Genomic DNA, 25,285 nt, shown 5'->3' on the forward strand with positions numbered 1-25,285 from the left:
CTTTCACCCCGCGTATTCATGACCAAAATCCAGTTCCGCCGACGCGTCATCGTCCTGATCCTCCTGTGCGTGGCCGTGGGCGGCGGCATCGTGCGGCACTACGCGGCGCCCGGCACCACCACGCGCGACATCGCCACGCTGCTGATGGTGCTGTGGGTGCCGATCATCGGCAACGTGATCGGGTGGCTCATCGGCAAGCTACCGCGCCGCACGCCGAAGCAGGCGCCGCCCGCGGGCTTCGACGCGCTGCCCGAGTTCACGCCGCACCTGGCCGTGGAACTCACCTTCCGCCGCCCCTCGGTGCCGGCGCAGGACGTGCCGCTGGGCCCCGGCGAATACCGCGGCGCGCTGGTGCTCGACACCGAAGGCTTCTCGGCGCGCTGGCGCGTGCCGCAGGGCACCTCGCTCGCGCGCGGCACGCCGGTCGCGCTCGACATCGAATTTCTCTCGCCGGCCGTCGCGCAGCCGAAGTTCGTGCAGGGCACGGCCTTCCGCGTGCTGGTCGACGAATCGTTCGTGGCCGACGGACAGGCGCTGCAGTTGCGCCCTGCCCACACTTAATCTCGGCAACTCAAGAAGACGGTGATGGCGAAAGGCGCCATTGCCGCATCCCCGGGCGGCTGCAGACAGCAAAGGGGTCGATTGTTCGCCGCAGGGAAACTGTCTACTGCTCCACCGCCCCTTGGTCGCAAGGCGGCCGGCTCGCACACTCCAATGCCCCCTCACCGGCATTGGCGTCTTCATCGCCGATGCGTTCAAGGACTGCATCTCCATGATGAATTCTTCCGGCAGCACCCCCTGCATCGACGACCTGGCCGCGCCCGCGCGCGACGCCGTGGCCGCCCCCACCCGCTCCGCGTGGCTCGCGGTCGGCTCCATCGCCGTCGGCACCTTCGCGATGGTGTCGACCGAGTTCATGCCCATCGGCCTGCTCACCGACATCGCGCGCGGCCTGAACGTGTCCGACGGCACGGCCGGCCTGATGATCACCATGCCCGGCGTGCTCGCCGCCTTCGCCGGGCCGGCGCTGATCGTCGCGTCGGGCCGGCTCGACCGGCGCACGGTGCTGATCGCGCTCACGCTGCTCCTGATCGCCTCGAACCTGCTGGCCGCGTTCGCGCCCAACTTCACGACCATGCTGGTTGCGCGCCTGATGCTCGGCCTGGCCGTAGGCGGCTTCTGGACCTTCGCGCCCGCCGCTGCCACGCAGCTGGTGCCCGACGCCTCGAAGGCGCGCGCCATGTCGTTGGTGCTGGCCGGCGTGTCGGCCGCCACGGTGCTCGGCGTGCCCGCGGGCTCGTGGCTGGGCACGATGTTCGGCTGGCGCGCCTCGTTCGCCGTGACCGGCGCGCTCGCCGCGGCCGTGCTGCTGGTGCAGCTGTGGCTGCTGCCCGCGATTCCGCCGCAACGCGCCATCGGTGCGCGCGACCTGCTCACGCCGCTCACGCGCCGCATGGCGCAGGTCGGCCTGCTCGCGGTGCTGTTCTTCATTGCCGGTCACTTCGCGGCCTACACCTACCTGAAGCCGCTGCTGCAGCAGGTGTTCGGCCTGCAGGCCAACGCGGTCTCGACGCTGCTGCTGGTCTATGGCGCGGTCGGCTTCATCGGCACCTTCCTCGGCGGCAGCCTGGTGGCGCGCAGCGTGCGCGGCACCACCCTGCTGGCGGCGCTGATGCTGGCCACGGCACTGCTGCTGTCGACGCTGATCGGCACCGGCATGGTGGCCGGCGCGGTGGTGGTGGTGATCTGGGGCGTGGCCTTCGGCCTGATCCCGGTGGCACTCACCGGCTGGATGATGGAAGCCGTGCCCGACGCGCAGGAAGCCGGCCAGGCCCTGTTGGTGACGGGCTTCCAGGTGGCGATCGCCTCGGGCGCGCTGATCGGCGGCCTGATGGTCGACAGCCGCGGCATCTCGCCCACGATGGTGCTCAGCGGCGTGCTGGTGCTGATCGCCGCGCTCATCGTCGGCACGCTGGGCCGCGCACGCGGCGGCGCGGCGCCGCTGGCGGCGATTCCGGAGTAAGTACCTTCAACGGCGGCCGGGCTTCTTTCCGGCCGCCACGATCGCCTCGAGCACCGTGCGCAGCGCCTTGTTGAGCGGCTTGTCGCGACGGATCACCACCGCCAGCGTGCGGTGCATGCGCGGGGCCAGGCGACTGGCCTTCAGCGCCGGGTGGGCACCGCGCCCCGCCATCGACATGCCGGGCACCAGGCCGTAGCCCAGCCCCGCGGCCACCATCTCCTTCATCGCCTCAACGCTGCCCAGCTCCATCACGGGCTGCGGCTGCAGGCCCTCGGCGGCAAACCAGCGATCGACCAGCTTGCGCGTGTTGGCCGCGGGCTCGAACAGCACCAGCGGCAGCGGCGCCAGGTCGGCCGGTTTCACGCGGGCCTTGAGCGGCGCGAGGTCGGCGCGGCCGATGGCGACGAACTCGTCGTCGCACACCGGGATCACGCTCAGCGAGCGCCCCGCGGCGGGCAGCGTGACCAGTGCGAGGTCGATGCTGTTGTCTTCCACCTTGCGCACGTGCTCGTCGGTGTTGCCGGTGCTCACCACCACGCTCAGCGCCGGGAAGGCCTCGCGCAGCTGGCGCAGCACAGAGGGCAGGAAGTACAGGCAGGCCGTGGCGCCCGTGCCCAGCCGCACGCGGCCCGTGACGCCGCGCGCGTGGTCGGCCAGCGCGTCGATCGCGTTCTCGACCGCCGCCTCGATCTGCGGCACATGGCGCAGCAGCTCCACGCCGGCCGGCGTGGCCCGCGCGCGTTTGCCGACACGCTCGATGAGCCGCACGGCGAGCCGGCGTTCAAGCTGGCGCACCTGCAGGCTCACGGCGGGCTGCGACAGGCCGAGCCGGTCGGCCGCGGCGGAGAAGCTGCCGGTGTCGATCACCAGGGCGAAGCTGGCGAGCTGGTCGAGGTTGAGGTTCTTTTCCAAAGTATTCCTTATGCTTTGCATAGGTTGACCAAGCTTCACTTATCGATCCTGGCTCGTCAAGATCGCCCCATGTCCTCTCCCACCCTCGCTCTCGCCACGCTCGACATCGCCGATGCCGAGCCCCACCACATGGCCCGCGTGCAGGCCATCTACAGCCACTACGTGCAGCACGACCTGTGCTCGTTCGAAGAAGAAGTGCCCCCCGTCGCGCAGATGCAGGCGCGCCGCATCGACGTGCAGGAACGCGGCCTGCCCTACCTCGTGGCGCTGAAGGATGGCGAGGTGGCCGGCTACGCCTACGCCGGCCCCTACCGCGCGCGCTCGGCCTACCGGCACACGGTGGAAGACTCGATCTACGTCGCGCCCGACATGCACGGCCACGGCATCGGCACGGCGCTGCTGCGGGCGGTGATCCACCGCTGCACCGAGGCGGGCTTCACGCAGATGGTCGCGTGCATCGGCCACAGCGGCAACGCGGGCTCGCAGCGGCTGCACGCGCGCCTGGGCTTCGAGACGGTCGGCGTGCTGCGCCACGTCGGCTTCAAGTTCGGCCAGTGGGTCGACACGGTGCTGATGCAGCGTGCACTGCGCTGACCCCACCCCGGCGGCGCCGCAGCGCGGATGGCTCGCGCTGCTGTGCGCGAGCCGCCTGCTGCAGGGGATGATCGTCACGGCCTACTCGGGCGTGCTGCCGTTCATGCGCGACGACTGGCAGATGACGGCCGCGCAAGCCGGTTCCATCCAGAGCGCCTGGCATGTGGGCTACATGAGTTCGCTGTTCGCCGTGGGCCTGCTGGCCGACCGCTTCGGCCCGCACCGCATCTTCGCGATCGGCGGCGCGATCGGCGCGGCCGCCTCGCTGGCCTTCGCCCTCTTCGCACACGACCACCGCTCGGCGCTGCTGCTGTACGGCCTGGCGGGCCTGTGTGCGGGCGCCTCGTACACGCCGGGGCTGCAGCTGCTGTCGCTCAACGCCGGCCCCGCGGTGCGCGGGCGCGCGATGGGTCTCTTCCTCGGCGCGGCGTCGATGGGCTATGCGCTGTCGCTCGCGGTGGTGGCGGGCTTCAGCGTGGTCGCGCACTGGCGCACCGGGCTGCTGGTGGCGGCGGGCTGCACGGTGATGGGCGTGCTGCTGGCCCAGCTCGCGCTGCGGCGCATGGCACCGCCCGTGCCACCGGTCGCCGGTGCGCCGCGCGAAGGCGTGCTGCAGGCGCTGAACGCGACCGTGCGCGACCGGCCCGCGATGGCCGGCAACTGGGCCTACGCCTTCCACTGCTGGGAGCTCATGGCGCTGTGGGCCTGGCTGCCCGCCTACCTCATGGCCTCGTCGCGCGGCGGCGCGACCGCTTGGCCGGCCGCGGGCATCGCGCTGGCGGCTTTCGCGCACCTCGTGAGCGTGTTCGGCAGCGTGGTGGGCGGGGCGGCCTCCGACCGGCTGGGCCGCGCGCGCGTGATGATGATCGCCACCCTCGCGAGCCTGAGCCTGTCGTTCAGCTTCGGCTGGATGTGGACCTGGCCGCTGTGGGCGCTGGCCGCGATGGCGGCGCTGTACAACCTGCTCGCCATCGCCGATTCGTCGGTCTACTCGACCGCGCTGGCCGACGTGGTGGCGCCGCACCGGCTCGGCGTGGCGTTCTCGGTGCGCTCGGTGATGGGCTTCGGCGCGGGCGCGCTCAGCCCCTGGGTGTTCGGGCTCGCGCTCGACTGGGGGCAGGCGCGGTTCGGCTTCGGCAGCACGTACGCGTGGGTCGCGGCGTGGAGCTCGGTCGGGCTCGGGGCGCTGCTCGGGCCGTGGATGATCGTTCGCTTCGCGCGCCTCAGCGCGGCAGCGGTGCCGCCCCGCGATAGCCCAGCATCGCGTCGTACAGATCGGTTCGCCGGTCGCGGTGCAGGTCGTTGAGCGGCGTCCAGATCGGAGCCGAACGCGCGGCGCCCAGGTCGACATCGGCATAAAGGATGGTTTCTTCCTCGGGCCCGGCGATGCGCCCCATCGGCCAGCCGTTCGTGCCCGCGATCAGCGAGTTGCCCATGAAGCCCGTGCCGCGCTCCTGGCCCACGCGGTCGGCGGTGGCGATGAAGACGTTGTTGGCGTGCGCGGCCGTCATCGTCAGGTAAGCCGCCATGCACACGCCGCTGGCGTCGTACAGCGGCGGCGGCGTCCAGACCCAGCCCGTGGGCACGCAGATGATGTCGGCGCCCTGCTGCGCCACGATGCGCGGCGCCTCGGGAAACCAGATGTCCCAGCACACGAGCAGGCCGATGCGGCCGATCTTCGTCTCGAACACCGGGTAGCCCTCGTTGCCGGGCGTGAACCACAGCTTCTCGTTGTTCCACAGGTGCGTCTTGCGGTAGCGGCCGATGTAGCCCTCGGGGCCGACGAGCACGGCGGTGTCGAACAGCTGCATGCCGTCCTGCTCGGCCAGGCAGCCGACGAGGTACACGCCGTGCTGCGCCGCGAACGCGACCCAGCCCTGCACCGTGGGGCCGTGCGGCACGGGCTCGGCGTGGGCGAAGGCCTCGGCGCGGCCGCTGAAGCAGTAGCCGGTGGTCGCCAGTTCGGGCAGCACGGTGAGCTGCGCGCCGCCGGCCACCGCCGCTTCGAGTTGTGCGTGCACCGCGGCGGCGTTGCGCGCGAGGTTCTCGACGCCGACCTGCGGGTCGAACTGCACGACGGCCACGCGCACGGGGCTGGCGCGCAGGCCGGGCACGGCGTCGCCGCCGGAAGGGATGTCGTGGGAAACGGGGGTTGGGAGGGTCATGGCCACTTCAGGTTTCAAATTAAAACCATGCGAATGCTAGCTTCATCAGTTTTAATTTGCAACCAATCCAACGCTACGGTCTAATCCCGCCATCCCAGGGACGCACAGGAAACACACGATGGCCAGGAGAAAAAGTCTGAGGTTCGACGCCTGCCCGATGGCGCGCGCGCTCGAGATCGTCGGCGACCAGTGGTCGCTGCTGATCGTGCGCGACGCCTTCGACGGCATGCGGCGCTTCGGCGAGTTCCAGCAGAGCCTGGGCGTGGCCAAGAACATCCTGGCCGACCGGCTGAAGTGGCTGGTGCAGGAAGGCGTGTTCGACCTCGTGCCCGCCTCGGACGGCTCGCTCTACCAGGAGTACGCGCTGACGGCCAAGGGCCGCGGCCTGTTTCCCGTGGTGGTCGGCCTGCGGCACTGGGGCGAGGCGAACCTGTTCGCGCCCGGCGAGCCGCATTCGGTGCTGCTGGAGCGCGAGAACGGTGAGCCGGTAGCGCCGATCGACCTGCGCACGCGCGACGGCCAACCGCTCGACCCCGCCGTGACCTTCGTGAAGAAGCTGCCCGTCACGGCCCCCTGACAGCGCCGCCCGCTCAGTCGTTGCCGATCGGGTACTCCAGCGCGACGCGGATCTGGCGCGTGTTGAGTTCGGCCTGCGCCTTGTTGTTGCGGTGCTCGCCGTAGCGCAGCAGAAGGGCCAGGCCCTTGGCGCTGCCTTGCTGGACCGTGTAGCGCAGCCAGAGGTCGCGCTCCCAGTGCCGGCCGCCCTGCCCGTAGCCCAGCCATGCGTAGCCTCCGCGCGGCGGCACCCGGCTGCCGTCGATGCCACTGCCGCGGATGTAGGCCGCGCCCAGGCTCAACCCGGGCGCTCCCCAACGCGCGGCATCCACTTCGTACCGCAGCTGCCACGACCGCTCGTGCGGCGCATTGAAGTCGGACAGCTGCGCCGCATTGCCGAGCCAGACGGCGCCGCGCGTCACGTAGTCGAACGGCGTGTCGCCCGCGACCTTCTGCCAGCCCAGGCCCACGCGGTGAGGGCCGTGGGCGTAGCTGGTCATGAGGCTCGCGGTGGTGTTGTCCACCGGGCCGGCCAGCGCGCGGCCCGTGTCCTTGCTGCGGTACACCTGCAGGTCGAAGGACAGCGCACGCTTCTCCGGGAGCGGCACCGTGTAGTGGGCGCCCAGGTAGCCCGTGCGCCAGGTGTCCTTCAGGCGTGCGACATAGGCCGTGAGCGACAGCGAAGCGCTGCCCTTCCAGGTGCCGCCGGCAAAGTCGAACACGTCGCCGCGCGGTGACTTCGGGTCGAGGTAATTGACGATCAACGGGTGGCTCGTGCCGCGCGCATGGCGGTCGGTCGACCCGGTGAAGCGGCCGGCCTGCAGCGTGAGCGTGTCGAACTCGCGGCTCGTCAGCAGCCAGCCGCGCATGGTCTCGGGCAGCAGGCGGGAATCGGACGCGCTGAAGACCGGCGTCTTGACGCGTTGCTCACCCACCGTCAGCACGGTGGCGGAGATGCGCGCCTTCAGCGCCACGCCGCCGCGCGCGATGCCGTCCTGCGCGTAGCCCGCGCCGTCCACCGGCAGCATGCGGATCTTGCCGACGCGCAGATCGTCGCCTTCGAGGCTGCGCGCGAGCGAGGCATGCGCGTCCACGCCGAAGCCGATCCAGCCCGGCGTGAAGCCGGACGCGAGGATGCCCATGACGCCGTAGCCCCACTCTTGCGCGTAGTCGCTGCGCCGCGCCTTCGGCAGCGTGGCGTTGCGCCCGCCGTTGCTGCGGTCGCCGTGCAGGTAGCTCCGGTGCTCGTACACGCTGCGCTGGAGCACGTGCCAGCGCGTGTCCTCGACGAAGCCGCCGCCTTCGGCCGCGAGGGCGGACGTGCCCAGCATGGCGAGAGCCGCGCCGCAGAACCGCCTCATCGCCAGCCGCTCACAGGTACTTGAGCCACGCGATGTCGCGGCGCCGCGCCTTCAGAGCGGCAAAGGCGCGCACGGCGGGGTACAGCGCGAAGGCCAGCACGCCGGTGGTGAGCCACACCATCCAGACACTGTCGAACCCGAAGAGCCGGCCCTGGTTGGGGCCCCAGACCGCCTCGGCCCCCAGGTAGAGGAACTTGAGCACGTACAGGTGCAGCACATAGAAGAACATGGGCGCCGCGCCGAACACGGCCAGCGGTGCGAGCCAGGGCGCGCCCTGCCGGCGCTCGAACAGGCGCAGCAGCCACAGCCCCACGCCGAGCGTCAGCGCGATGAACAGCAAGGACGGCGGGTACTTGGTGACGTTGAGGAAGGCCATCGCGGTCGTCAGCGCGCTGTCGCCTGCTGCCCAGGGCTTGTCGCCATAGACGTCGAGCGCACGCAGCCCCACGAAGCCAACGAGCAGGCCCACGGCCCACGCGAGCAGCCGCCGCTGGCGCTGCGGCGCATCGGCGCCGGGCAGGAACCACGGCCCGGCGACGTAGCCCAGCGCGATCACGCCGATCCACGGCAGCAGCGGGTACGACGTGCGCAGCCTCAAGGCGTCGGACAGCTCGATCCAGCCCCGGTCGTGCAACACCGCCCAAGGCACATGCAGCACATGGCCGACGGGAAAGTGCACGTCGTCGAGCAGGTTGTGTCCCGCCACCAGCACCACGCCCAACACGACCAGCGCCCGGCGCGGCAGCCACACCAGCGCCGACAACGCCAGCATCGACAGCCCGATCACCCAGATCACCTGCAGGAACACGGTGGCCGGCGGGAACTGGAAGGTCCAGGCAAAGTTGACGACCGTGACCTCCAGCAGCACGAGGAACAGGCCCCGTTTCCACAGGAACGAGGACGCCGCCGCGCGGCCGTCCGCCTGCTTCGCGCCGTAGAGAAAGGCCGACAGACCGGTCAGGAACACGAACACCGGCGCGCACAGGTGCGCCAGCAGGCGGCCGAAGAACAGCGCCGGCGGCGTCTGCGCCACGAGCATCGGGTCGGGCACCTGGTGGTGCAGGTAGAAGGTCTCGCGCACGTGGTCCAGCAGCATGAACAGGATCACGAGGCCGCGCAGCGCGTCAATGGAGAGCAGCCGGGCCGGGGCGCCGGCCCCGGGTGGCAAGGAAGCGGATGGAACGTCGGGCATTTAATTATTGCGAATTGATTCGCAATAATTTACAGCATCGGACGATGCACCCCCCTGAAGGATCTGAAGGGCCGGTTCATTCGCCGAGCAGTTCGCCGATCGGCTGCAAGTCTTCCACCCGGTCGCAGATCGACTTGATGACCATGGTGATCGGGATGCCCAGCAGCAGGCCCCAGATGCCCCACAGCCAGCCCCAGAAGATCACGCCCACGAACACCGCCACCGGGTTCATGCGGCTGGTTCGGCTGGTGAGCCAGGGCATCAGCAGGTTGCCCACCACCGTGTGGATGGCCAGCGACACGCCGCCCACCAGCAGCGCCATCTCGATGCTGCTGAACTGCAGGAAGGCCATGAGCCCCGCCGCCACCAGCACGATCACCGAGCCGATGTACGGAATCAGGTTGGTGACGGCCGCGATGATTCCCCACACGGCCGCGTTCTCCACGCCGAGCAGCCAGAAGGCCAGGCCGGTGGTCAGCCCCACCAGCCCACTCACCAGGATCTGCACCAGCAGGTAGCGCTCGATGTTGCGCGTGATGTCGTCCAGCACGTGCACCGTGACCTTCTTCTTCTGCAGGCTGGGCCCGGTGATCTTGATGAGCTTGCGCCGGAAGGTGTCGCCCGAACACAGCGCGAAGTAGGTGAGGAAGGCCACCAGCGTGAGCTGCCCCAAGGCGTTGAGCAGGCCGACCGTGCCGCTGAGCAGGTAGTCGCGCACGTTGAAGCCCGGCCGCTCGATCACGACGCGCGCCACGCCCTTGCGCGAAGCGACGCGCGCGGAGTTTTCCTCGGCCGCTTTCTCGAGCTGCGCGGCGGCCTGCTGCACGCTGTCCAGCGGCGTGGCGCTGGCGTTCTTGTCGCGGCGCATGGCCTGGCCGAGTTTTTGCGCGGCGACCGGCAGCGAGTCGAGCAGCTGCGAGGCGCTGCCCGAGAGCGAATAGCCCGTCCACCCGAGCCCGCCGAACAGGCCCAGCAGGATCGCCGCCGCGCCGATCCAGCGCGGCACGTACCAGCGGTGCAGGCGCTCGACCAGCGGCGACAGCGCGTAGTTCAGCAGCAGGCTCAGCATCAGCGGCACGAACACGGCCTGGCCCCAGCGCAACGCGAAGACGCTGGCGAGCACGGCCAGCACCACCAGCGAGGCGCTGCGCACGTCGACCGGCATGTGCAGCACGAAGCGCCTGCGCAGGGCGGAGGTCGCCTCTTCGGCGGTCGCGCTCGGCTCGACCGGCGCTGCGGGCTCGACGGGGTCGACCGGCGGCGCCGGCACCGGTGCGGGCGCAGGCGGCGGCTCATCCGCAGCCACCGGCCGTTCAGGCGCCGGCTTCGGGCCGGCCGGGGTGTCGTCGGTCATCGCGATTCCTTCAGCATCTCGCGCACCGCGGCCAGCTGGCGGCGCGACACCGCCACGGGCTCGGGCACCGAGTCGAGCCGCAGCGCCCAGCCATCGGCGTCTTCGCCGTCGTCGTAGCGCTCGAGTGCGCGGATCGCCGAGCGCGCCACCAGCGCGTTGCGGTGCACGCGCAGGAAGCGGTTCGGGTAGCGCTCCTCGAAATCGTTGAGCGAGCCGTCGAGGATGTGGCTGCGCGTGGCGGTGCGCACCGTGAGGTACTTGTATTCGGACTTGAGGTACAGCACCTCGGACAGCGGCACGCGCTCGGCGCGGCCCCGGTCCTGGATCAGCACGCACTCGGGCGTGGCCTCGGGGGCCGGCTGGGCAGCGCGGCGCTCCTTCAGGAAGCGTTCGACCTTCTGCAGCGCCTGCTGCAGCCGCTCGGCGCGCACGGGCTTGGTGAGGTAGTCGACCGCCTCCAGCTCGAAGGCCGTGACCGCGTGGCTGGCGTGCGCCGTCACGAACACCACGGCCGGCGCGTCGGGCCGGCTGCGCAGCGCGCGCGCCACCTCGATGCCGTCGATGCCGGGCATGTGCACGTCGAGCAGCACCAGGTCGAGGTCCATCGCGGCCAGGTGGGCCAGCGCCTCTTCGCCCTGCGCGGCCTCGGCCGTCACCTCGGCGGCGGGCGAGCTGCAGTCGCGCAGCAGCGTGCGCAGGCGCGAGCGGGCCAGGGCTTCGTCGTCAACGATCAGGGTCTTGAGGCTCATGATTCGGCGGGGATGGCAATGCGTACGCGGTAGTTCTTCTGGTCCATGCCGGCGCTGAACTGCATCTGCATGTCGTGCAGCAGGCGCAGCCGCTCGCGCACGTTGTCCAGGGCGATGCCGTGGCCGCGCGGCAGCGGCTCGTCGGCCCAGCGCAGCGGCGGCAGGCTGTTGACCACCTCGATCACGACCATGCCACCGCGCCGCTCGGTGCGGATGCGCAGCTTGCCGCCCTCGGGGCTGGGCTCCACGCCGTGCTTGATGGCGTTCTCGACCAGCGGCTGCAGCAGGAGCGGCGGCAGGCGTGCGTCGCTGGCGGCGGCATCGAGGTCCCAGCGGATGCGCAGGCGCTCGCCGAAACGCACCTGCTCGATGGCCAGGTAGCGCTCGGCCAGCGCGATCTCGTCGGCCAGCGTGCCCGATTCGCCGGGCACGGTGAGCGCCTGGCGGAACAGCTCGGCCAGGTCTTCGAGCATGGTCTCGGCCTTGGCCGGCTCTTCGCGCACCAGCGCGATGGCGCTGTTGAGCGTGTTGAACAGAAAGTGCGGGCGGATGCGCGACTGCAGCTCTTCGAGCCGGGCCGTAGTGGCGGCCGGCGTCTGGCCGCGCGCGCGCAGCACCATCGCCGCCATCACCAGCCCCGCGAACAGCGCGCCGGCCAGCGCGCTGGCCAGCCAGGGGGCGCTGGCGATCACGCCGGTCAGGCGCAGCAGGCCGCAGCCGTAGAGAGAGGCCACCGCGCCCAGCACGGCGCCGGCGGCGTACTGGCCCGGGGGCGGCAGGCGCCGCAATTGTTTCTTGAGCCCGCAGGCCGCCACCAGCCACAGCAGCGTGGCGGGCAGCGCGCCGCCGGTGACCGTGGCCGCCTGCACCAGCCATTCGCCGAAGGAGCCGACCACGAACAGCGTGGCCACCGCCACCACCGCTTCGACGAACACCACGGTGCGCAGCACCACGCCGATCTGGCAGGCGTCGAACAGCGCCGGGCCGCCGCGCACGGGCGCGCGCACGCGTTCCGGCGACGAAGCGGACGTGGAGGGGGAGCTGGCCGATAAAATCGCCGGGTTGCGCATCGCAGACATCAGATCCATCGGGTGACCAACCCATTATTGCCTTCCTGGACGGCTCCCATGACCCAAAACCAACTCGACAAGAAATCCGAAGCCTGGTCGGCCCTGTTCTCCGAACCGATGAGCGACCTGGTGAAGCGCTACACCTCCAGCGTCTTCTTCGACAAGCGCCTGTGGCAAGCCGACATCGAGGGCTCGCTGGCGCACGCCGGCATGCTCGCGGCCCAGGGCATCATCAGCGTGCAGGACCACGCCGCCATCGAGCGCGGCATGGCGCAGATCCGCGGCGAGATCGAGGCCGGCAGCTTCGAATGGAAGCTCGACCTCGAGGACGTGCACCTGAACATCGAGGCCCGCCTGACCCAGCTCGTGGGCGACGCCGGCAAGCGCCTGCACACCGGCCGCAGCCGCAACGACCAGGTCGCCACCGACGTGCGCCTGTGGCTGCGCGGCGAGATCGACCTCATCGGCGACCTGCTGGTCGAGCTGCAGAAGGCGCTGGTCGACATCGCCGAGAAGAACGTCGAGGTGATCCTGCCCGGCTTCACCCACCTGCAGGTGGCCCAGCCCGTGAGCTTCGGCCACCACATGCTGGCCTACGTGGAAATGTTCAGCCGCGACGCCGAGCGCATGGGCGAGGTGCGCAAGCGCGTCAACCGCCTGCCGCTGGGCGCCGCCGCCCTGGCCGGCACCAGCTACCCGCTGGACCGCGAACTCGTGGCGCGCACCCTGAAGATGGACAGCGTCTGCCAGAACAGCCTGGACGCCGTGAGCGACCGCGACTTCGCGATCGAGTTCACCGCCGCCGCCAGCCTGTGCATGGTGCACGTGAGCCGCCTGAGCGAAGAACTCATCATCTGGATGAGCCAGAACTTCGGCTTCATCAACATCGCCGACCGCTTCACCACCGGCTCGTCGATCATGCCGCAGAAGAAGAACCCCGACGTGCCCGAGCTGGCGCGCGGCAAGACCGGCCGCGTGGTCGGCCACCTGATGGCGCTCATCACGCTCATGAAGGGCCAGCCGCTGGCCTACAACAAGGACAACCAGGAAGACAAGGAGCCGCTGTTCGACACCGTCGACACGCTCAAGGACACCCTGCGCATCTTTGCCGAGATGATCGGCGGCATCACCGTGAAGCCGCAGGCCATGGAGGCCGCCGCGCTGCGCGGCTACGCCACCGCCACCGACCTGGCCGACTACCTTGTGAAGAAGGGCCTGCCCTTCCGCGACGCGCACGAAACCGTGGCCCACGCCGTGAAGGCCGCCACCTCGCACCAGGTCGACCTGTCGGAACTGCCGCTGGCCGTGCTGCAGCAGTTCAACCCGAACATCGAGAAGGACGTGTACGACGTGCTGAGCCTGCGCGGCTCGCTCAACGCCCGCAACGTGCTGGGCGGCACCGCACCCGTGCAGGTGAAAGCACAGGTCGCCCGCCACCGCGCGCGCCTGGGCTGAAGCCCGCGGCCACGCCACCGAGGGCCGCGCTTCATGTTCTACGCCATCCCGCTCGAAAACAAACCGAGCTGGCGCAACCCGCCGTGGATGACGGTGCTGCTGATCCTCTTGAACATGATCGTGTTCTGGGGGCCGCAGCGCAGCGAAGAAAACGGCCGCGAGCGCGCCGCGCAGTTCTACGTGCAGAGCGTGCTGCCCGAGCTGGAGCTGCCGCCCTTCGTCGAGTGGCTCGAAAAAACCGACCCGAAACGCGGCAAGCTGGCGCGCCGCATGCTGGCCCATGAAGAGGCCTACCCGCAGCTGCTCGAAGGCCTGCAGAACGACCCGCCCTTTCTGAAGAAGCTGCGCGCCGACCAGGTCGTGACGCCCGCCAACCCGCGCTTCGACGAATGGCAGCGCGATCGCCGCCAGTACGAGGCGATGCTGCCCGCGCCGTTCACCGCGCGCTGGTCGCAGGACTACGGCAAGGACGCCGAGTTCAAGCCCTGGACCTGGCTCACCGCCACCTTCCTGCACGGCAGCACGGGCCACCTGCTGGGCAACATGCTGTTCCTCTTCCTGTTCGGCTTCTCGGTCGAGCTGGCGCTGGGGCGCGGCACCTACCTGAGCTTCTACCTGCTGGGCGGCGTGGGCTCCGCGCTGCTGGCCGGCTGGGCCTATGCGGGCAAGGGCGGCTACGGGCTGGGGGCCTCGGGTGCGATCTCGGCGCTGATGGGGATGTACGCCGTGATGTACCGGCTGCGGCGCATCCGCTTTTTCTACCAGCTGTTCTTCTATTTCAATTACGTCACGGCCCCCGCCCTGCTCTTGCTGCCGGCCTGGATCGCCAACGAGCTGGTGCAGCACTGGATCGGCGGCCAGGGCATCGCCTACATGGCCCACCTGGGCGGCCTGCTGACGGGCGCGGCGCTGATGGCCGGCGCCATGTGGCTGGGCCGCGTGAAGACGCCCGAGACCGTGAAGTCGGAAATGGTGACCGACGACCACCGCTTCGACCAGCACGTGGCCGCCGCGCGCAAGCTGTCGGCGGCCATGAAGTTCGAGCCCGCCTGCGCCGAATGGCGCGCCGCGGCCGCCCTGCGCCCCGGCGACACCGACACGCTGCGCGCCTGGTTTCACACCGCGCGCCTGCAGCCCGCGAGCGACGATTTCCACCAGGCCGCGCGCCGCATCTTCCGCCTGCCCGCCACCGACGCCGACACGCTGGCGCTGCAGCACGCCAGCTTCACGACCTACCTCGACCAGGCCAAGCCCGGTGTGCGCCTGAAGCCCGACGACATGGCCCGGCTGGCGCGCCGCTTCGCGCGCATCCGCCAGTTCGGCGATGCCGACAAGCTCTGCCGCATCCTGCTGAAGACCGCGCCCGACCACCCCGAGCTGGCCGACACGCTCTCGGTGTGCGCCAACGGCCTGCTGCATGCGGGCGAACGCGATCGCGCGCTGGGCCTGCTGCCGCACCTGCTGCGGCTGGCGCCCAACGACATGGTCACGCGCGCCTTGCAGCGCACGTAAAAAACCCGGCACGCGGCCGGGTTCGTGTGGGGATGAAGCGCCGCTGCGCTTACTTGTCGTTGTGCAGGTAGGTGGCCTGCTTCGGCAGCAGCAGGCTGACCAGGAAGGCCACGCCCATCATCGCCGTCACGTACCAGTAGAAATACGACTCGTGGCCGATCGACTTCAGGCCCAGCGCCACGTACTCGGCGCTGCCGCCGAAGATGGCGTTGCCCACCGCGTACGACAGGCCCACGCCCAGCGCGCGCACTTCGGGCGGGAACATCTCGGCCTTCACGATGCCGCTGATCGAGGTGTAGAAGCTCACCACCGCCAGCGCCAGCGTGATCAGCACGCCGGCCATCAGCGGGCTGCTCACGCTTTGCAGGTTGCTCAGCACGGGCACCGTCATCAGCGCGCCCAGGGCGCCGAACAAGAGCATGTTGCTGCGCCGGCCGATGCGGTCCGACAGCGCGCCGAACAGCGGCTGCATGCACATGTACAGGAAGAGGCAGGCCGTCATCACGTTGCTGGCGGTCTTGATCGACATGCCGGCCGAGTTCACCAGGTACTTCTGCATGTAGGTGGTGAAGGTGTAGAAGATCAGCGAGCCGCCGGCCGTGTAGCCCAGCACCACGAGGAAGGCGCGCTTGTGGTGCTTGAACAGCTCGGCGACGCTGCCGGCGCCCTTGGCGGCGCGGGTCTTGGTGCTGGCGGTTTCGGTCAGCGTGCGGCGCAGCATCAGCGCCACGACGGCGGCCAGGGCACCCAGCACGAAGGGAATGCGCCAGCCCCAGGCCTTGAGTTCGGCCTCGGTGAGCAGCTGCTGCAGCACCACCACGGCCACCACGGCCAGCAGCTGGCCGCCGATCAGCGTGACGTACTGGAACGACGAGAAGAAGCCGCGCTGGCCGCGCATCGCCACTTCGCTCATGTAGGTGGCGGTGGTGCCGTATTCGCCGCCGACCGACAGGCCCTGCAGCAGGCGCGCGGCCAGCAGCAGCGCGGGCGCCCAGGCGCCGATCTGCGCGTAGGTGGGCAGGCAGGCAATGACCAGCGAGCCGACGCACATCATGACGACCGAGGTCACCATCGACGTCTTGCGGCCCTTGCGGTCGGCCAGCCGGCCGAACAGCCAGCCGCCGATCGGGCGCATCAGGAAGCCGGCGGCGAACACGCCGGCGGTGTTCAGCAGCTGGACCGTCGGGTCCGACTTGGGGAAGAACGAGGGCGCGAAGTAGATCGCGCAGAAGGCGTAGACATAGAAGTCGAACCACTCCACCAGGTTGCCGGACGAAGCGGCAAAGATGGCGAAGATGCGCTTGCGCTTTTCCTCGAAGGTGTAGGGGGTGGTGTCGCGGGTCGCGTCCGGGCTGGAAGCGCCGGCGCTCGTGCTGCTGCTGGCAATGGCGGTCATGCGGGGGGTCCTTGTCTCTGGCTGCAGCCCCCGCGAAGCCCGCGGAAAGCCGTGCCGGGGAGTCTGGTCCGCCAGGGGCGCGCTGTCGTCCGTAGGGCCCCCGCCGCGGGACTGCGTACCGGTACGCAGGGGTAAACCCTAAGTTCTAGCCAGAGGTTGGGGCGCTTTCAGGGCGACGCTCCCGCCGACGGGGCACCTTGCTCCGCGAATGTCCCCCGGGCTTCGCCCCTCCTCCTTGATTTCGCTGCGCAAGGCACCCCATCGGCGTGAGCGTCATCAGTGCAGTCGTTGATCGGCGAGCACCCACAGCGTGCCCGGTGGCCTGGGCACGCGCCCCGAACAAACCTACAGCCCGTGCTCGCGCAGGAAGCGGTCCAGTTCCAGGCTGCTCGAAAAGCCCAGCTTCGCGAACATGTGCGCCCGGTGCGTTTCCACCGTGCGCAGCTCCAGCGGCGCCAGTTCCTGCGCGATGCGCTTGTTGGGCAGGCCTTCGGCCACGAGCCGGGCGACCTGCATCTCGCGCGGCGTGAGCTTGGCCCACAGCGCCTGCGCGGCCTGCCGGGCCTGGCGGCGCACGGCGATCTCCTCGGCCTTTTGCAATGCCTTGGCGATGCTGTCGAGCAGGCGCTCGTCGTTGCAGGGCTTTTCCAGCCAGCCGAAGGCGCCGTTCTGCACCGCCTCGACCGCCATCGGGATGTCGCCGTGCCCGGACAGGAAGATCACGACCAGCGGGCTGTCCTGCGCGCGCAGCGCGTCGAACACCTGCAGCCCGCTCATGCCCTCCATGCGCAGGTCGAGGATGGCGCAGCCCGGGCGCTGCAGGTCGGCGCCCGCCAGGAAGGCCTCGCCCGAGGCGAAGGCCTGCACCGCATGGCCGCGCGACAGCAGCAGCAGGCCCAAAGAGCGGCGCACGGCCTCGTCGTCGTCGACGACGCACAGGTGGTTGGCAAGCAGGGGTGCGTTCACGGGGAAGCCTCCAGTTCGAGGGTGAAGACCGTGCCGCCGCCGGGCCGGTCGGCGAACGACAAGCGGCCGCGGTGGGCCTCCACGATGGTGCGGCAGATGTTCAGGCCCAGCCCGAGCCCGCCGGCCTTGGTGGTGAAGAACGGCGCGAAGACCTGCTCGGCCAGCGCGGCGTCGATGCCGGGGCCGTGGTCCGCGATGCGAATGTGCACGCGGCCTTCGCGCAGCTCGGCCTCGACCTCGACCACGCGCCGCTCGGGCGGCGTGCCCTGCTGCATCGCCTGCAGGCTGTTGGACAGCAGGTTCAACAGCACCTGCTCGAGCAGCACGCGGTCGCCGCGCACCGGCGGCAGCGCGGGCGGAATGCGCACCTCGGCGCGCACCTGCCGCTGGCGCATCTCGCCCTGCAGCAGCGCCAGCGCGTTGGTCACCAGCGCGGCCACGGCGCAGTCTTCGGTGCCGGCGGTGCGCTGGCGCACGAAGCCGCGGATGCGCCGCACGATCTCGGCACTGCGCTTGGCCTGCGCCACGGTCTCGTCGAGGCTGCTGGCCAGCAGCGGCTGGTTGCCCTGCGCGGCAAAGGCCTTGGCGGCGCTGGCGAAGTTGCTCAGCGCCATCAGCGGCTGGTTGAGTTCGTGCGCCAGCGTGGAGGCCATCTCGCCCAGGCTGGCCAGGCGCTGCGCGTGCTGCAGCTGCTCGTCGTTCTGGCGCTGGCGCAGCTCGGCGCGCTTCTGCTCGGTGATGTCGACCACCGAGCTCATCCAGCCGCTGTGGCGGCCGTCGGCGTCGATGAGCCGCGCGGTGTAGACCATGGTGATGACCTCGTGCCCGTCGCGGTGCCGCAGGCGCGACTCGAAGCCCGAGCGCGCGGGCTGCCCGCTCATCATGGCCTCGTAGTGGAACCAGTGCTGCGTCACGTCGTCGGGGTGCCAGTAGGGGTACGGCGGCAGCCGCCCCAGCAGCTCGTCGGCGCCGTAGCCGGTCATCTCGCAGAAGGCCGGGTTGACGTAGATGATGCGGCCCTGCAGGTCGCGCGCGCGCATGCCGACCAGCAGCGAGTCTTCCATCGCCTTGCGGAAGGCATGGGCCTGGTCCAGCTCGTGGGTACGCTCGCGCACGCGCAGCTCCAGGTCGCGCCGCGCGTCGCGCTGCTCGGCGAAGCGGCGCTCGCGCAGCCGCCAGTACAGCGCGCCCAGCAGCAGCACGCCGGCGCCCAGCAGGCCGAGCATCCAGGTGCGCTCGCGCGCGCGGGTGACTTCGGCGTGGTCGGCCATCACCGTCAGGGTCCAGCCCAGGTCGGGCAGCGGCTCGTCCACGGCGAGAAAACGGCGCGCCTTGCCGCCGACCGTGGTGCGCACCAGGTAGCCCGGTGCGCCCTCGATGTGCTCGACGCGCCAGGGCAACGGCGCGAAGCGGGTGCGCGCGCCGTACTGCTGGTCGTGCTCGATGCCGGCCAGGTCGGCGGGGCTCAGCGCCCGCGTGGCCTGGTACATCCAGCCCGGCACCGAACTCAGGAACACGATGCCGCGTGCGTCGGTCAGCAGGATCGGGTCGCGCACGAAGGCCCAGGCGTCGTGCAACTGGCGCAGGCTGACCTTGACGGTGACCACGCCCAGCACCTCGCCACCGCCCTCGGCGCGCACCGGCGCCGACATGAACAGCCCCGGCTCGCCCGTGGTCTGGCCCACGCCGTAGAACAGGCCGCGCCGCCCGGCCCGCGCGTCGAGAAAGTACGGCCGGTTGGCGTACGACTCGCCGACAAAGCTCTGCGGCGTGGCCCAGTTGCTCGCGGCCAGCGTGAGGCCCTGCGGATCGGTGAGGTACAGCGCGTCGGAGCCCGCGAGGCGGTTCACTTCCTCGATGTGGTGATTGGCGCGCTGCCGCGCGGCGGGGTCCTGCGGATGGGCCAGCACGGCGAGCACGTCGGGGTGCATGCCGGCGGTGAACGGCAGGTAGCCGTACTTGCCGGCGGCGTCGCGCAGGCCGAGCACGTGCACCTCCATGGCGCGGCGGATCGAGTCGGCCTGGAAGTTCGCCTCGCGCCGCGCGGCCCACTGGCCGGCCACGGCGATCAGCAGCAGCGCCAGCGCGACGGCGCCCGCCCAGGCCACCAGTGCGCGGCGGCGGGAACGCGCCGGCGATGCAGAAGAAGAGGAAGCAGGAAGGGACGGTTCGGGCGAAAGGGGCGGCATGGGAGGCAGGTCCGCAGGTCCGGCCGGCGCGGCGTGCGGAATTTTGCCCTGATCCGCGGGCCGGCTCCCTCTCAGGCCGCCGGCCGCAGCAGCCAGCGCACTTCCTGCGTCTGTTCGCTCTCGGGGTAGCGGGCCTCGAGCGTCGTGAGGATCGGCTGCGCCATGTCCGCGCGGCCCAGCCCCTGCACCAGCGCACGGGCCGCGAGTTCGTAGGCCTGCGGGATCGCCGCGTGGCCGCGGAAGCGCTTGTCGAAGCCCGACAGCAGCGCCAGCGTGCCGTGCGCGTCGCCGCCGCGCCATTCGGCGCGCGCCATCGCGATGACCATCGCCGGGTCGTCGATCACGAAGGTCTTGTCGATGGCGCGGCAGGCCTTGAAGACCTTCAGCGCGTCCGATGCCAGGTCGCGCCGCATCAAGAGCGGAATGAAGCGGCGCGCGTGGTCGAACAGCGTGTCCTTCTTGTCGGGCATGAGCGCCAGCACGCGGTGGTAGCGGCGCTGCGCGGCCAGGTCGTCGGCGTCGGCGGTGCGCTGCGCCTCGTAGGCAATGCCGAGCGCGGCAGGCAGGTCGCCGTCGGTGATGCACTGCGCCACCTCGGCGTCGGTGCGCTGCGCGGCGATCTGCGCGGGCGTGCGGCGGTCGACCGGGGCGCCGATGTCCGCGCCCGCGCCGGGCACGAGGTCGATGCCGAAGGCGTCGTGGTGCTGGTACATCACGTAGCCCAAGAGGCTGGCCATCACCCAGCCGAAGTAGATGAACGCGAAGTTGACGATCGGCAGCACGATGCGCCCGTCGAACACCGGCAGCACCATCGAGATCGCCACCTGCGCGCCCGTGCTCAACAGGAACAAAAAGAAGCACAGCAGCGCATAAGGCCAGCCGATGGTGCGCATCGCGTCCATCACGTAGCCCGGGTTCATGGCCTGGAAGAAGCTGCCCGACTGCACCAGCACGATCACCGCGGCCGGGAAGGTGAAGGACATGATGAACAGCCCCACCGTGCCCAGCACCGGCTCGTACCACGCGAGCCAGCCGATGAGCATCGTCTGCACCAGCGAAATGGCGAAGAGCTTCCACGGCAGGTAGGTCCACTCGTCGCTCGATTCGCGCCCGAAGTCCGCCGAGTCGCGGATGCCGCGCGCGCCCAGCGCAATGACCTTGAAGCCGTAGCGGCTGGCCGCCAGGATGATGCCGACCTCGATGACGACGAAGGCCAGCGCATCGGGCAGGAAGAACACGGCCTCGAACAGCAGGCTGCAGAACGACAGCACCAGGCCGTAGGCCAGCGGCCGCAGCTGGAGCGGAAAGGCGAAGAAGCTGTTCAGGCGGTGCCAGAACGGCGGGGGCGGCGGCAGGGAGTCGCGGTCGATCATGGCGGGGCCTGGGGTGCTGATGCGGCTACTTGCGGAAGAAGTCGCTCTGGCTCATCGCGCCCGCGCCGCCCAGGCGCACCACGGTGACGCCGTTGGAATGCACGAGGCGCATCTGGCCGAGTTCGCGCTCCAGACGCTGGGTGAAACTGCTCTTGTACTGCAGCACCGACTCGCCCATCTTCAGCACGCTGGTGCCCGTGACGGTGGCGCTCTTGCGGTCGGTGGCCACCTCGATGCTGTCGATGTGGTAGTCGTACTCGATGGTGAGGATGCCACCCATGCGGTCGCCGACGGTGCGGAACAGCTCGATGTTTTCCTTCACCGTGTCGCAGGCTTCGTCGCGGTTCTGGGTGGTCTCGAGGGTGCGGCCCATGGCCGTGACCTTGCTCTCGATCACCGCCTTGCGGCTGAGTTGCTTGCAGATCGCCTCGGCGTCGCGCGAGTACACGGCGTGGGCGTCCTTCCGGTAGTAGTCGCGCACCATCGCCTCGTCGAGCTTGCGGCCGCCGACAAAGAAGAACCACGCGCCCACGCAGAGCGCGATCACGATCGCAATTTGCTTCATTCCCGCCCCCGCGCGCACGCGGTCCCGCTCCGTTTTGCGGCGCAGTATACGTTGCCGAATGTTTCCAAACGGCGGCGGGATGAGGGCTCTTAACGCGTCAGCTGGCGCGATAGAAGATGTAGTCGGCCTGGTACTTCACGACCTGTTTCTGGCCCAGGTTCGTGGCGCCGCAGGCGGCGGCGGGCGCCACGCCGCCCTGCGTGGCGACGCGCTGGATGTAGCTCACACCCTGCATGGCGCCCATGCCGGTGGCGGGGTTGGCCTTCACCAATTGGTGGGGAATGTTGCCGGTGCCGTTCGGCGCCACCGCCACCTGCGTGGCCGTGACCTTCGAGCCGTCCGCGTTCTCCCAGGTGGCGGGCGGGCCGTAGTATTTGCCGACCTGCTTGCCGGCGCGGTCCATCAGCTTGGCGTCGGGGCCGACGAAGACCCACTCGTGCTCGCCCGGCGTGTTGGCCTTGGCGCGGCATTCGTAGGTGATGTCGCCGGCGCCCACGGTTTCCATGGCCACGCGGTGGCCGGCGGGCGCCTTCACGGCGTCGGGCAGGCTGGCCTGCGAGAACATCGGCAGGGGCTTGGCGCCCATGCCGGAACAGGCGGCCAGGCCAAGCGCCGCTGCGGTGGTGGAAGCCAGGACGGTCAGGGTGCGGATGTGCATGGTCGTTTCCTCGGTGTCTGTTTGATCGGTGGTGAAAGAGAAAGAGCCGCCGTCTGGAGTTCTGCATCTCGACGCCCCCTGTCCCGTGTACGCAGCCCGATGGCCAATGGATTCAGGCGGGCCGCGCTGAATCCGCCGCCCCCGCCGGGCCGTACCTCGGACATGCGCACCCATGCCCCACAATCCGCGAATGACAGCACCCAGCCCCGACGCCGAACTGATGGCGCTGATCGACCGGATCGGCCATCGCGACGAAGCCGCCCTGCGACAGCTGTACGACCGCACCGCGCCCCGCCTCATGGGGCTGGCGATGCGGGTGGTGCGCCAGCGCGAGTGGGCCGAAGACGTGCTGCAGGAGTCCTTCCTCACCATCTGGCGCGTGGCCGGCGACTACCGTGCCTCGCTGAGCCCGCCGCTGGCCTGGCTGGGGCTCATCGTGCGCAGCCGCTCGCTCGACCTGCTGCGCCGCCGCACCGCCGACCGCGCCCAGCTCACGCAGGAGTTCGACGAGCTGATGGCAGACACCTTCGAATCCGACACGCCCAACCCGGCCGACATGGCCGATGCGAGCGAGCAGGCCTGGGCGCTGCACCAGTGCCTGAGCCAGCTCGAGGGCCGCCAGCGCGAGGTGGTCAGCCTGGCCTACCTGCGCGAGATGAGCCACGGCGAACTGGCCGAACAGCTCAAGCTGCCGCTGGGTACCGTGAAGACCTGGATCCGGCGCGGGCTCGAAAAGCTGCGCACCTGCATGGGCCGCTTCGCCTGATCACGAGACCCGCCCCATGAACCTTCTTGCCCACCCCGAACTGCTCGAACTGCTGGCCGCCAGCCATGCGCTGGGCACGCTGCGCGGCGGCGCCCGCCGCCGCTTCGAAACCCTGGCGCGCGAACAGGCGCCCGTGCGCGCCGCCGCGCTGGTCTGGCAGGGCCGGCTGGCCGGCATGACCGAGCTGCAGCAGCCCGTCGCGCCCGACCCGGCCGTCTGGACCCGCATCCGCAACCTGATCGACGCCGAGCAGGCGCAACAGGCCCTCGCGCGGCAGCGCGACAACGCCACGCCCATTGCGTCTGCATCGACGGGCGGCTGGCTGCGCAGCCTCGCGCTGTGGCGCGGCGCCGCCGCGGCCGGTGCGCTCGTGGCCGTGCTGGCCGTGGGCGTCGGCCTGAACCTGCGCGAGCAGCTGATCAACGCGCCCGCCGTGCAGTACGTGGCCGTGCTGTCCGACGACAAGGCCGCCGCCTCCATGCTCGTGACCTTCGACCCGAAGAAGAAGCAGCTGGTGCTGCAACGCGTGGGCAACTTCCGCGAAGGCACCGACAAGTCGCTGCAGCTGTGGGCCTTGCCGCCCGGCGGCGCGCCGCGCTCGCTCGGCGTGCTGGACAATGCACCGGCGCTGCGGCTGGCCGCCTCGGAATCCGATGTGCGCGTGCCGGCGCTGGCGATCAGCCTGGAGCCCAAGGGCGGCGTGCCGAGCGCGGGCGGCCCGACCGGGCCGGTGCTGTTCCATGGCCCGCTGATCGAAAAAACGCTCTGACCCTGTCCTGAATTTCTCCGCTTCCGTTCTCTTTCCGATGCCTTCGATGAAATCCGCGCTGGCGGCCACCGCCGCCCTGCTGCTGGCAACCGCCGCCTTCACCGCCCAGGCCCAGACCGCGGCCGCCGCCTTCCCCTACGAAGCCGACGGCGCCGCGGCCGCCGACACCGCCTCCGCCTACCTCGCCGCCAAGGCCCGCTGGCACAACGAACTGGCCGCCTTCGCGCGCGCCGACCAGGAGCGCTTTCCGGCCCCTGGCGGCGTGGTGTTCGTGGGCAGCTCCACGGTGCGCATGTGGACCCGCCTGTCGCAGGACTTTTCCCGCGTGCCGGGCGGCATCGTCAACCGCGGCTTCGGCGGCTCGACGCTGGCCGACTGCGCCCTGTTCGCGCGCGACCTCGTGGTGCGCTACAAGCCCCGGCAGGTGGTGCTCTATGCGGGCGACAACGACCTGGCCGAGGGCCGCACGCCGCTGCAGGTGCTCGACAGCTTCGCGCGCTTTGCCAACGCGGTGCGCGCCGAGCTGCCCGACGCGCGCATCAGCTTCATCTCGGTCAAGCCCAGCCCGTCGCGCGAACAGCTGATGCCGCAGATCCGCGAGACCAACCACGTGATCTCGGCCTACCTGAACCTGCTGCCCAACAGCGAGTACATCGACATCCACACGCCGATGCTCGGCGCGGACGGCCGCCCGCGCCCCGAACTGTTCCGCGGCGACCGGCTGCACCTGACGGACGAGGGCTACCGGCTGTGGCAGTCGGTGGTGGCGCCGCACCTGCCACAGCCGCCTTCGGTGCCGGCCTCGCCCTCCAACGCGCCCTGATCAGGGCGGCGGCAGCAGGTCCTGGTATTCGGGGAGCGTGAGCAGCTCCAGGTCGGGGAACTTGCGCACCGCCTCCTTGATGTTCTTCAGCGTCTGCGCCATGCGCGCGCGCACGGTCTTGCGCACCCAGGCCTGGTCGTCGGGCGAGAGGCTGGACAGGTAGTAGGCGCCCGGCACGCAGCCGTGCAGGAAGTTCTCGGCCCTGGCCTTGGCTTCGTTGAGCCGCTTCGCGTGGACCTGGGCGATCACCTGCGCCAGGTCGGCGCCCGGCGAGGCCTTGCGCGCCGTGTTCAATTCGCTCATCACGGGACCGTCGCTGTCGAAGGAGGCCGGGTGGCAGTGGACCCACGACAGGAACATCCGGTCGGCCGCCGATTGGCGGTCTGTCCCGTCGAAGTCGATGCTTCCGCCCAGATGTTTCGCCGCAGCGGCGTGGCCGTGCTCAGCGGCCAGCCAGCGCCATTGCAGGCTCTCGCTTCGACCGGCACCGCGCCTGAGAAAGACCGCGAGAGATTCATAGGCCGGCGTATAGCCTTCCTCCGCCGCCGAGCGGAGGTCTTCCATCGCGCGCGCACGGGTCGCGGCATCGACCTCCACGCCCAGCAGAAGCGCTGAGCCGCGATGCACGCGGCCGAACGGAGTGCCGCTGTCTGCCAGCGTGATTTCGCAGGCCGATGGGTTGGCGGCGCCGTAGCAATCCAGCCGCCGTTGCACGTCCTGTTGCGCCGCTTGCGGCAAGGCCGAATGCGCCGCCGCACCCCACGCCAGCACGCAGGCCGCCAGTGCACGTTGCCAGACAACGGAATCGATCATCGCCCTCCCCCTCTTCTCAAAAAAA

The 25,285-nt window shown here is 70.2% G+C and carries 24 protein-coding genes; 10 read left to right on the forward strand and 14 right to left on the reverse strand.

What is annotated here, in order from left to right; genetic code table 11:
• Positions 1 to 18: 18 nt before the first annotated feature.
• Both AC57B8_RS00940 and AC57B8_RS00945 read left to right on the forward strand, forming a co-directional pair.
• Positions 19 to 561, forward strand: coding sequence for a hypothetical protein (locus AC57B8_RS00940; protein WP_159273181.1), 543 nt, complete (start codon positions 19 to 21; stop codon positions 559 to 561).
• A 211-nt stretch (positions 562 to 772) separates the two neighbouring features.
• The gene (locus AC57B8_RS00945) at positions 773 to 2,023 is read left to right on the forward strand and encodes an MFS transporter (protein ID WP_095949588.1); all 1,251 of its coding nucleotides are present in this window, start codon (positions 773 to 775) and stop codon (positions 2,021 to 2,023) included.
• A 6-nt stretch (positions 2,024 to 2,029) separates the two neighbouring features.
• On the opposite strand, the gene AC57B8_RS00950 is transcribed toward AC57B8_RS00945, so the two are convergent.
• Positions 2,030 to 2,956: a LysR family transcriptional regulator gene (locus AC57B8_RS00950; RefSeq protein ID WP_496478353.1), complete on the reverse strand. Its 927-nt coding sequence runs from the start codon at positions 2,954 to 2,956 to the stop codon at positions 2,030 to 2,032.
• A 48-nt stretch (positions 2,957 to 3,004) separates the two neighbouring features.
• Here AC57B8_RS00950 and AC57B8_RS00955 point away from each other — a divergent pair, with 48 nt between their 5' ends.
• Together AC57B8_RS00955 and AC57B8_RS00960 are read left to right on the forward strand one after the other, a co-directional pair.
• On the forward strand, positions 3,005 to 3,529 hold the full coding sequence (locus AC57B8_RS00955; RefSeq protein ID WP_496478354.1) for a GNAT family N-acetyltransferase: 525 nt from the start codon (positions 3,005 to 3,007) through the stop codon (positions 3,527 to 3,529).
• Positions 3,516 to 4,835, forward strand: a complete 1,320-nt coding sequence (locus AC57B8_RS00960) for an MFS transporter (RefSeq protein ID WP_496478355.1) — start codon at positions 3,516 to 3,518, stop codon at positions 4,833 to 4,835. Before AC57B8_RS00955 ends, AC57B8_RS00960 begins: the two co-directional genes overlap by 14 nt.
• Here the strand turns inward: AC57B8_RS00960 and AC57B8_RS00965 are convergent.
• Entirely contained in the window at positions 4,753 to 5,694 is a 942-nt protein-coding gene (locus AC57B8_RS00965; protein ID WP_496478356.1) for a nitrilase family protein, read from the reverse strand. The genes AC57B8_RS00960 and AC57B8_RS00965 overlap by 83 nt on opposite strands.
• Positions 5,695 to 5,812: 118 nt before the next feature.
• Here AC57B8_RS00965 and AC57B8_RS00970 point away from each other — a divergent pair, with 118 nt between their 5' ends.
• Positions 5,813 to 6,271: a winged helix-turn-helix transcriptional regulator gene (locus tag AC57B8_RS00970; RefSeq protein WP_062474310.1), complete on the forward strand. Its 459-nt coding sequence runs from the start codon at positions 5,813 to 5,815 to the stop codon at positions 6,269 to 6,271.
• Positions 6,272 to 6,284: 13 nt separating this feature from the next.
• Here AC57B8_RS00970 and AC57B8_RS00975 read toward each other — a convergent pair whose 3' ends face one another.
• From AC57B8_RS00975 to AC57B8_RS00995, 5 genes are all read right to left on the reverse strand, one after another.
• Positions 6,285 to 7,580 (reverse strand): OprD family outer membrane porin, encoded by a 1,296-nt coding sequence (locus tag AC57B8_RS00975; RefSeq protein WP_496478357.1) that lies wholly within the window; start codon positions 7,578 to 7,580, stop codon positions 6,285 to 6,287.
• A 40-nt stretch (positions 7,581 to 7,620) separates the two neighbouring features.
• Positions 7,621 to 8,802 carry an acetyltransferase domain-containing protein gene (locus tag AC57B8_RS00980; RefSeq protein ID WP_496478358.1) on the reverse strand — a complete coding sequence of 394 codons (1,182 nt, stop codon included), beginning with the start codon at positions 8,800 to 8,802 and terminating at the stop codon, positions 7,621 to 7,623.
• Positions 8,803 to 8,878: 76 nt separating this feature from the next.
• On the reverse strand, positions 8,879 to 10,156 hold the full coding sequence (locus tag AC57B8_RS00985) for an AI-2E family transporter (RefSeq protein ID WP_062474318.1): 1,278 nt from the start codon (positions 10,154 to 10,156) through the stop codon (positions 8,879 to 8,881).
• Positions 10,153 to 10,905: a LytR/AlgR family response regulator transcription factor gene (locus AC57B8_RS00990; protein ID WP_496478359.1), complete on the reverse strand. Its 753-nt coding sequence runs from the start codon at positions 10,903 to 10,905 to the stop codon at positions 10,153 to 10,155. Before AC57B8_RS00990 ends, AC57B8_RS00985 begins: the two co-directional genes overlap by 4 nt.
• Positions 10,902 to 11,975 (reverse strand): sensor histidine kinase, encoded by a 1,074-nt coding sequence (locus tag AC57B8_RS00995; RefSeq protein ID WP_370869614.1) that lies wholly within the window; start codon positions 11,973 to 11,975, stop codon positions 10,902 to 10,904. Before AC57B8_RS00995 ends, AC57B8_RS00990 begins: the two co-directional genes overlap by 4 nt.
• Before the next feature lie 57 nt (positions 11,976 to 12,032).
• Here AC57B8_RS00995 and argH point away from each other — a divergent pair, with 57 nt between their 5' ends.
• Positions 12,033 to 13,430 (forward strand): argininosuccinate lyase, encoded by a 1,398-nt coding sequence (argH, locus tag AC57B8_RS01000; protein WP_095746486.1) that lies wholly within the window; start codon positions 12,033 to 12,035, stop codon positions 13,428 to 13,430.
• 33 nt (positions 13,431 to 13,463) lie between these two features.
• Positions 13,464 to 14,942 carry a rhomboid family intramembrane serine protease gene (locus AC57B8_RS01005; protein ID WP_496478360.1) on the forward strand — a complete coding sequence of 493 codons (1,479 nt, stop codon included), beginning with the start codon at positions 13,464 to 13,466 and terminating at the stop codon, positions 14,940 to 14,942.
• 49 nt (positions 14,943 to 14,991) lie between these two features.
• Here AC57B8_RS01005 and AC57B8_RS01010 read toward each other — a convergent pair whose 3' ends face one another.
• The 6 genes from AC57B8_RS01010 to AC57B8_RS01035 form a co-directional block, all read right to left on the reverse strand.
• Positions 14,992 to 16,338 carry an MFS family transporter gene (locus AC57B8_RS01010; protein ID WP_070062216.1) on the reverse strand — a complete coding sequence of 449 codons (1,347 nt, stop codon included), beginning with the start codon at positions 16,336 to 16,338 and terminating at the stop codon, positions 14,992 to 14,994.
• 345 nt (positions 16,339 to 16,683) lie between these two features.
• On the reverse strand, positions 16,684 to 17,304 hold the full coding sequence (locus AC57B8_RS01015; protein WP_056572153.1) for a response regulator transcription factor: 621 nt from the start codon (positions 17,302 to 17,304) through the stop codon (positions 16,684 to 16,686).
• Positions 17,301 to 19,493, reverse strand: coding sequence for an ATP-binding protein (locus AC57B8_RS01020; RefSeq protein ID WP_139702401.1), 2,193 nt, complete (start codon positions 19,491 to 19,493; stop codon positions 17,301 to 17,303). Before AC57B8_RS01020 ends, AC57B8_RS01015 begins: the two co-directional genes overlap by 4 nt.
• 71 nt (positions 19,494 to 19,564) lie before the next feature.
• On the reverse strand, positions 19,565 to 20,866 hold the full coding sequence (locus tag AC57B8_RS01025) for a hypothetical protein (RefSeq protein ID WP_495304947.1): 1,302 nt from the start codon (positions 20,864 to 20,866) through the stop codon (positions 19,565 to 19,567).
• 25 nt (positions 20,867 to 20,891) lie between these two features.
• The gene (locus AC57B8_RS01030) at positions 20,892 to 21,431 is read right to left on the reverse strand and encodes a hypothetical protein (protein ID WP_070062213.1); all 540 of its coding nucleotides are present in this window, start codon (positions 21,429 to 21,431) and stop codon (positions 20,892 to 20,894) included.
• A 97-nt stretch (positions 21,432 to 21,528) separates the two neighbouring features.
• On the reverse strand, positions 21,529 to 22,089 hold the full coding sequence (locus AC57B8_RS01035; protein WP_496478361.1) for a DUF3455 domain-containing protein: 561 nt from the start codon (positions 22,087 to 22,089) through the stop codon (positions 21,529 to 21,531).
• 190 nt (positions 22,090 to 22,279) lie between these two features.
• Here AC57B8_RS01035 and AC57B8_RS01040 point away from each other — a divergent pair, with 190 nt between their 5' ends.
• Genes AC57B8_RS01040 through AC57B8_RS01050 form a run of 3 tightly spaced genes read left to right on the forward strand, consistent with a single transcriptional unit; the run spans position 22,280 to position 24,447 of the window.
• Entirely contained in the window at positions 22,280 to 22,855 is a 576-nt protein-coding gene (locus AC57B8_RS01040; protein ID WP_235944176.1) for an RNA polymerase sigma factor, read from the forward strand.
• A 16-nt stretch (positions 22,856 to 22,871) separates the two neighbouring features.
• Positions 22,872 to 23,624 carry an anti-sigma factor gene (locus AC57B8_RS01045; protein WP_496478362.1) on the forward strand — a complete coding sequence of 251 codons (753 nt, stop codon included), beginning with the start codon at positions 22,872 to 22,874 and terminating at the stop codon, positions 23,622 to 23,624.
• 46 nt (positions 23,625 to 23,670) lie between these two features.
• Entirely contained in the window at positions 23,671 to 24,447 is a 777-nt protein-coding gene (locus AC57B8_RS01050) for an SGNH/GDSL hydrolase family protein (protein WP_496478363.1), read from the forward strand.
• On the opposite strand, the gene AC57B8_RS01055 is transcribed toward AC57B8_RS01050, so the two are convergent.
• Positions 24,448 to 25,260 (reverse strand): hypothetical protein, encoded by an 813-nt coding sequence (locus tag AC57B8_RS01055; protein WP_496478364.1) that lies wholly within the window; start codon positions 25,258 to 25,260, stop codon positions 24,448 to 24,450.
• Between the last annotated feature and the right edge of the window lie 25 nt (positions 25,261 to 25,285).

This window comes from Variovorax sp. BGA-UO-ETr-C22 (genome assembly GCF_059567965.1).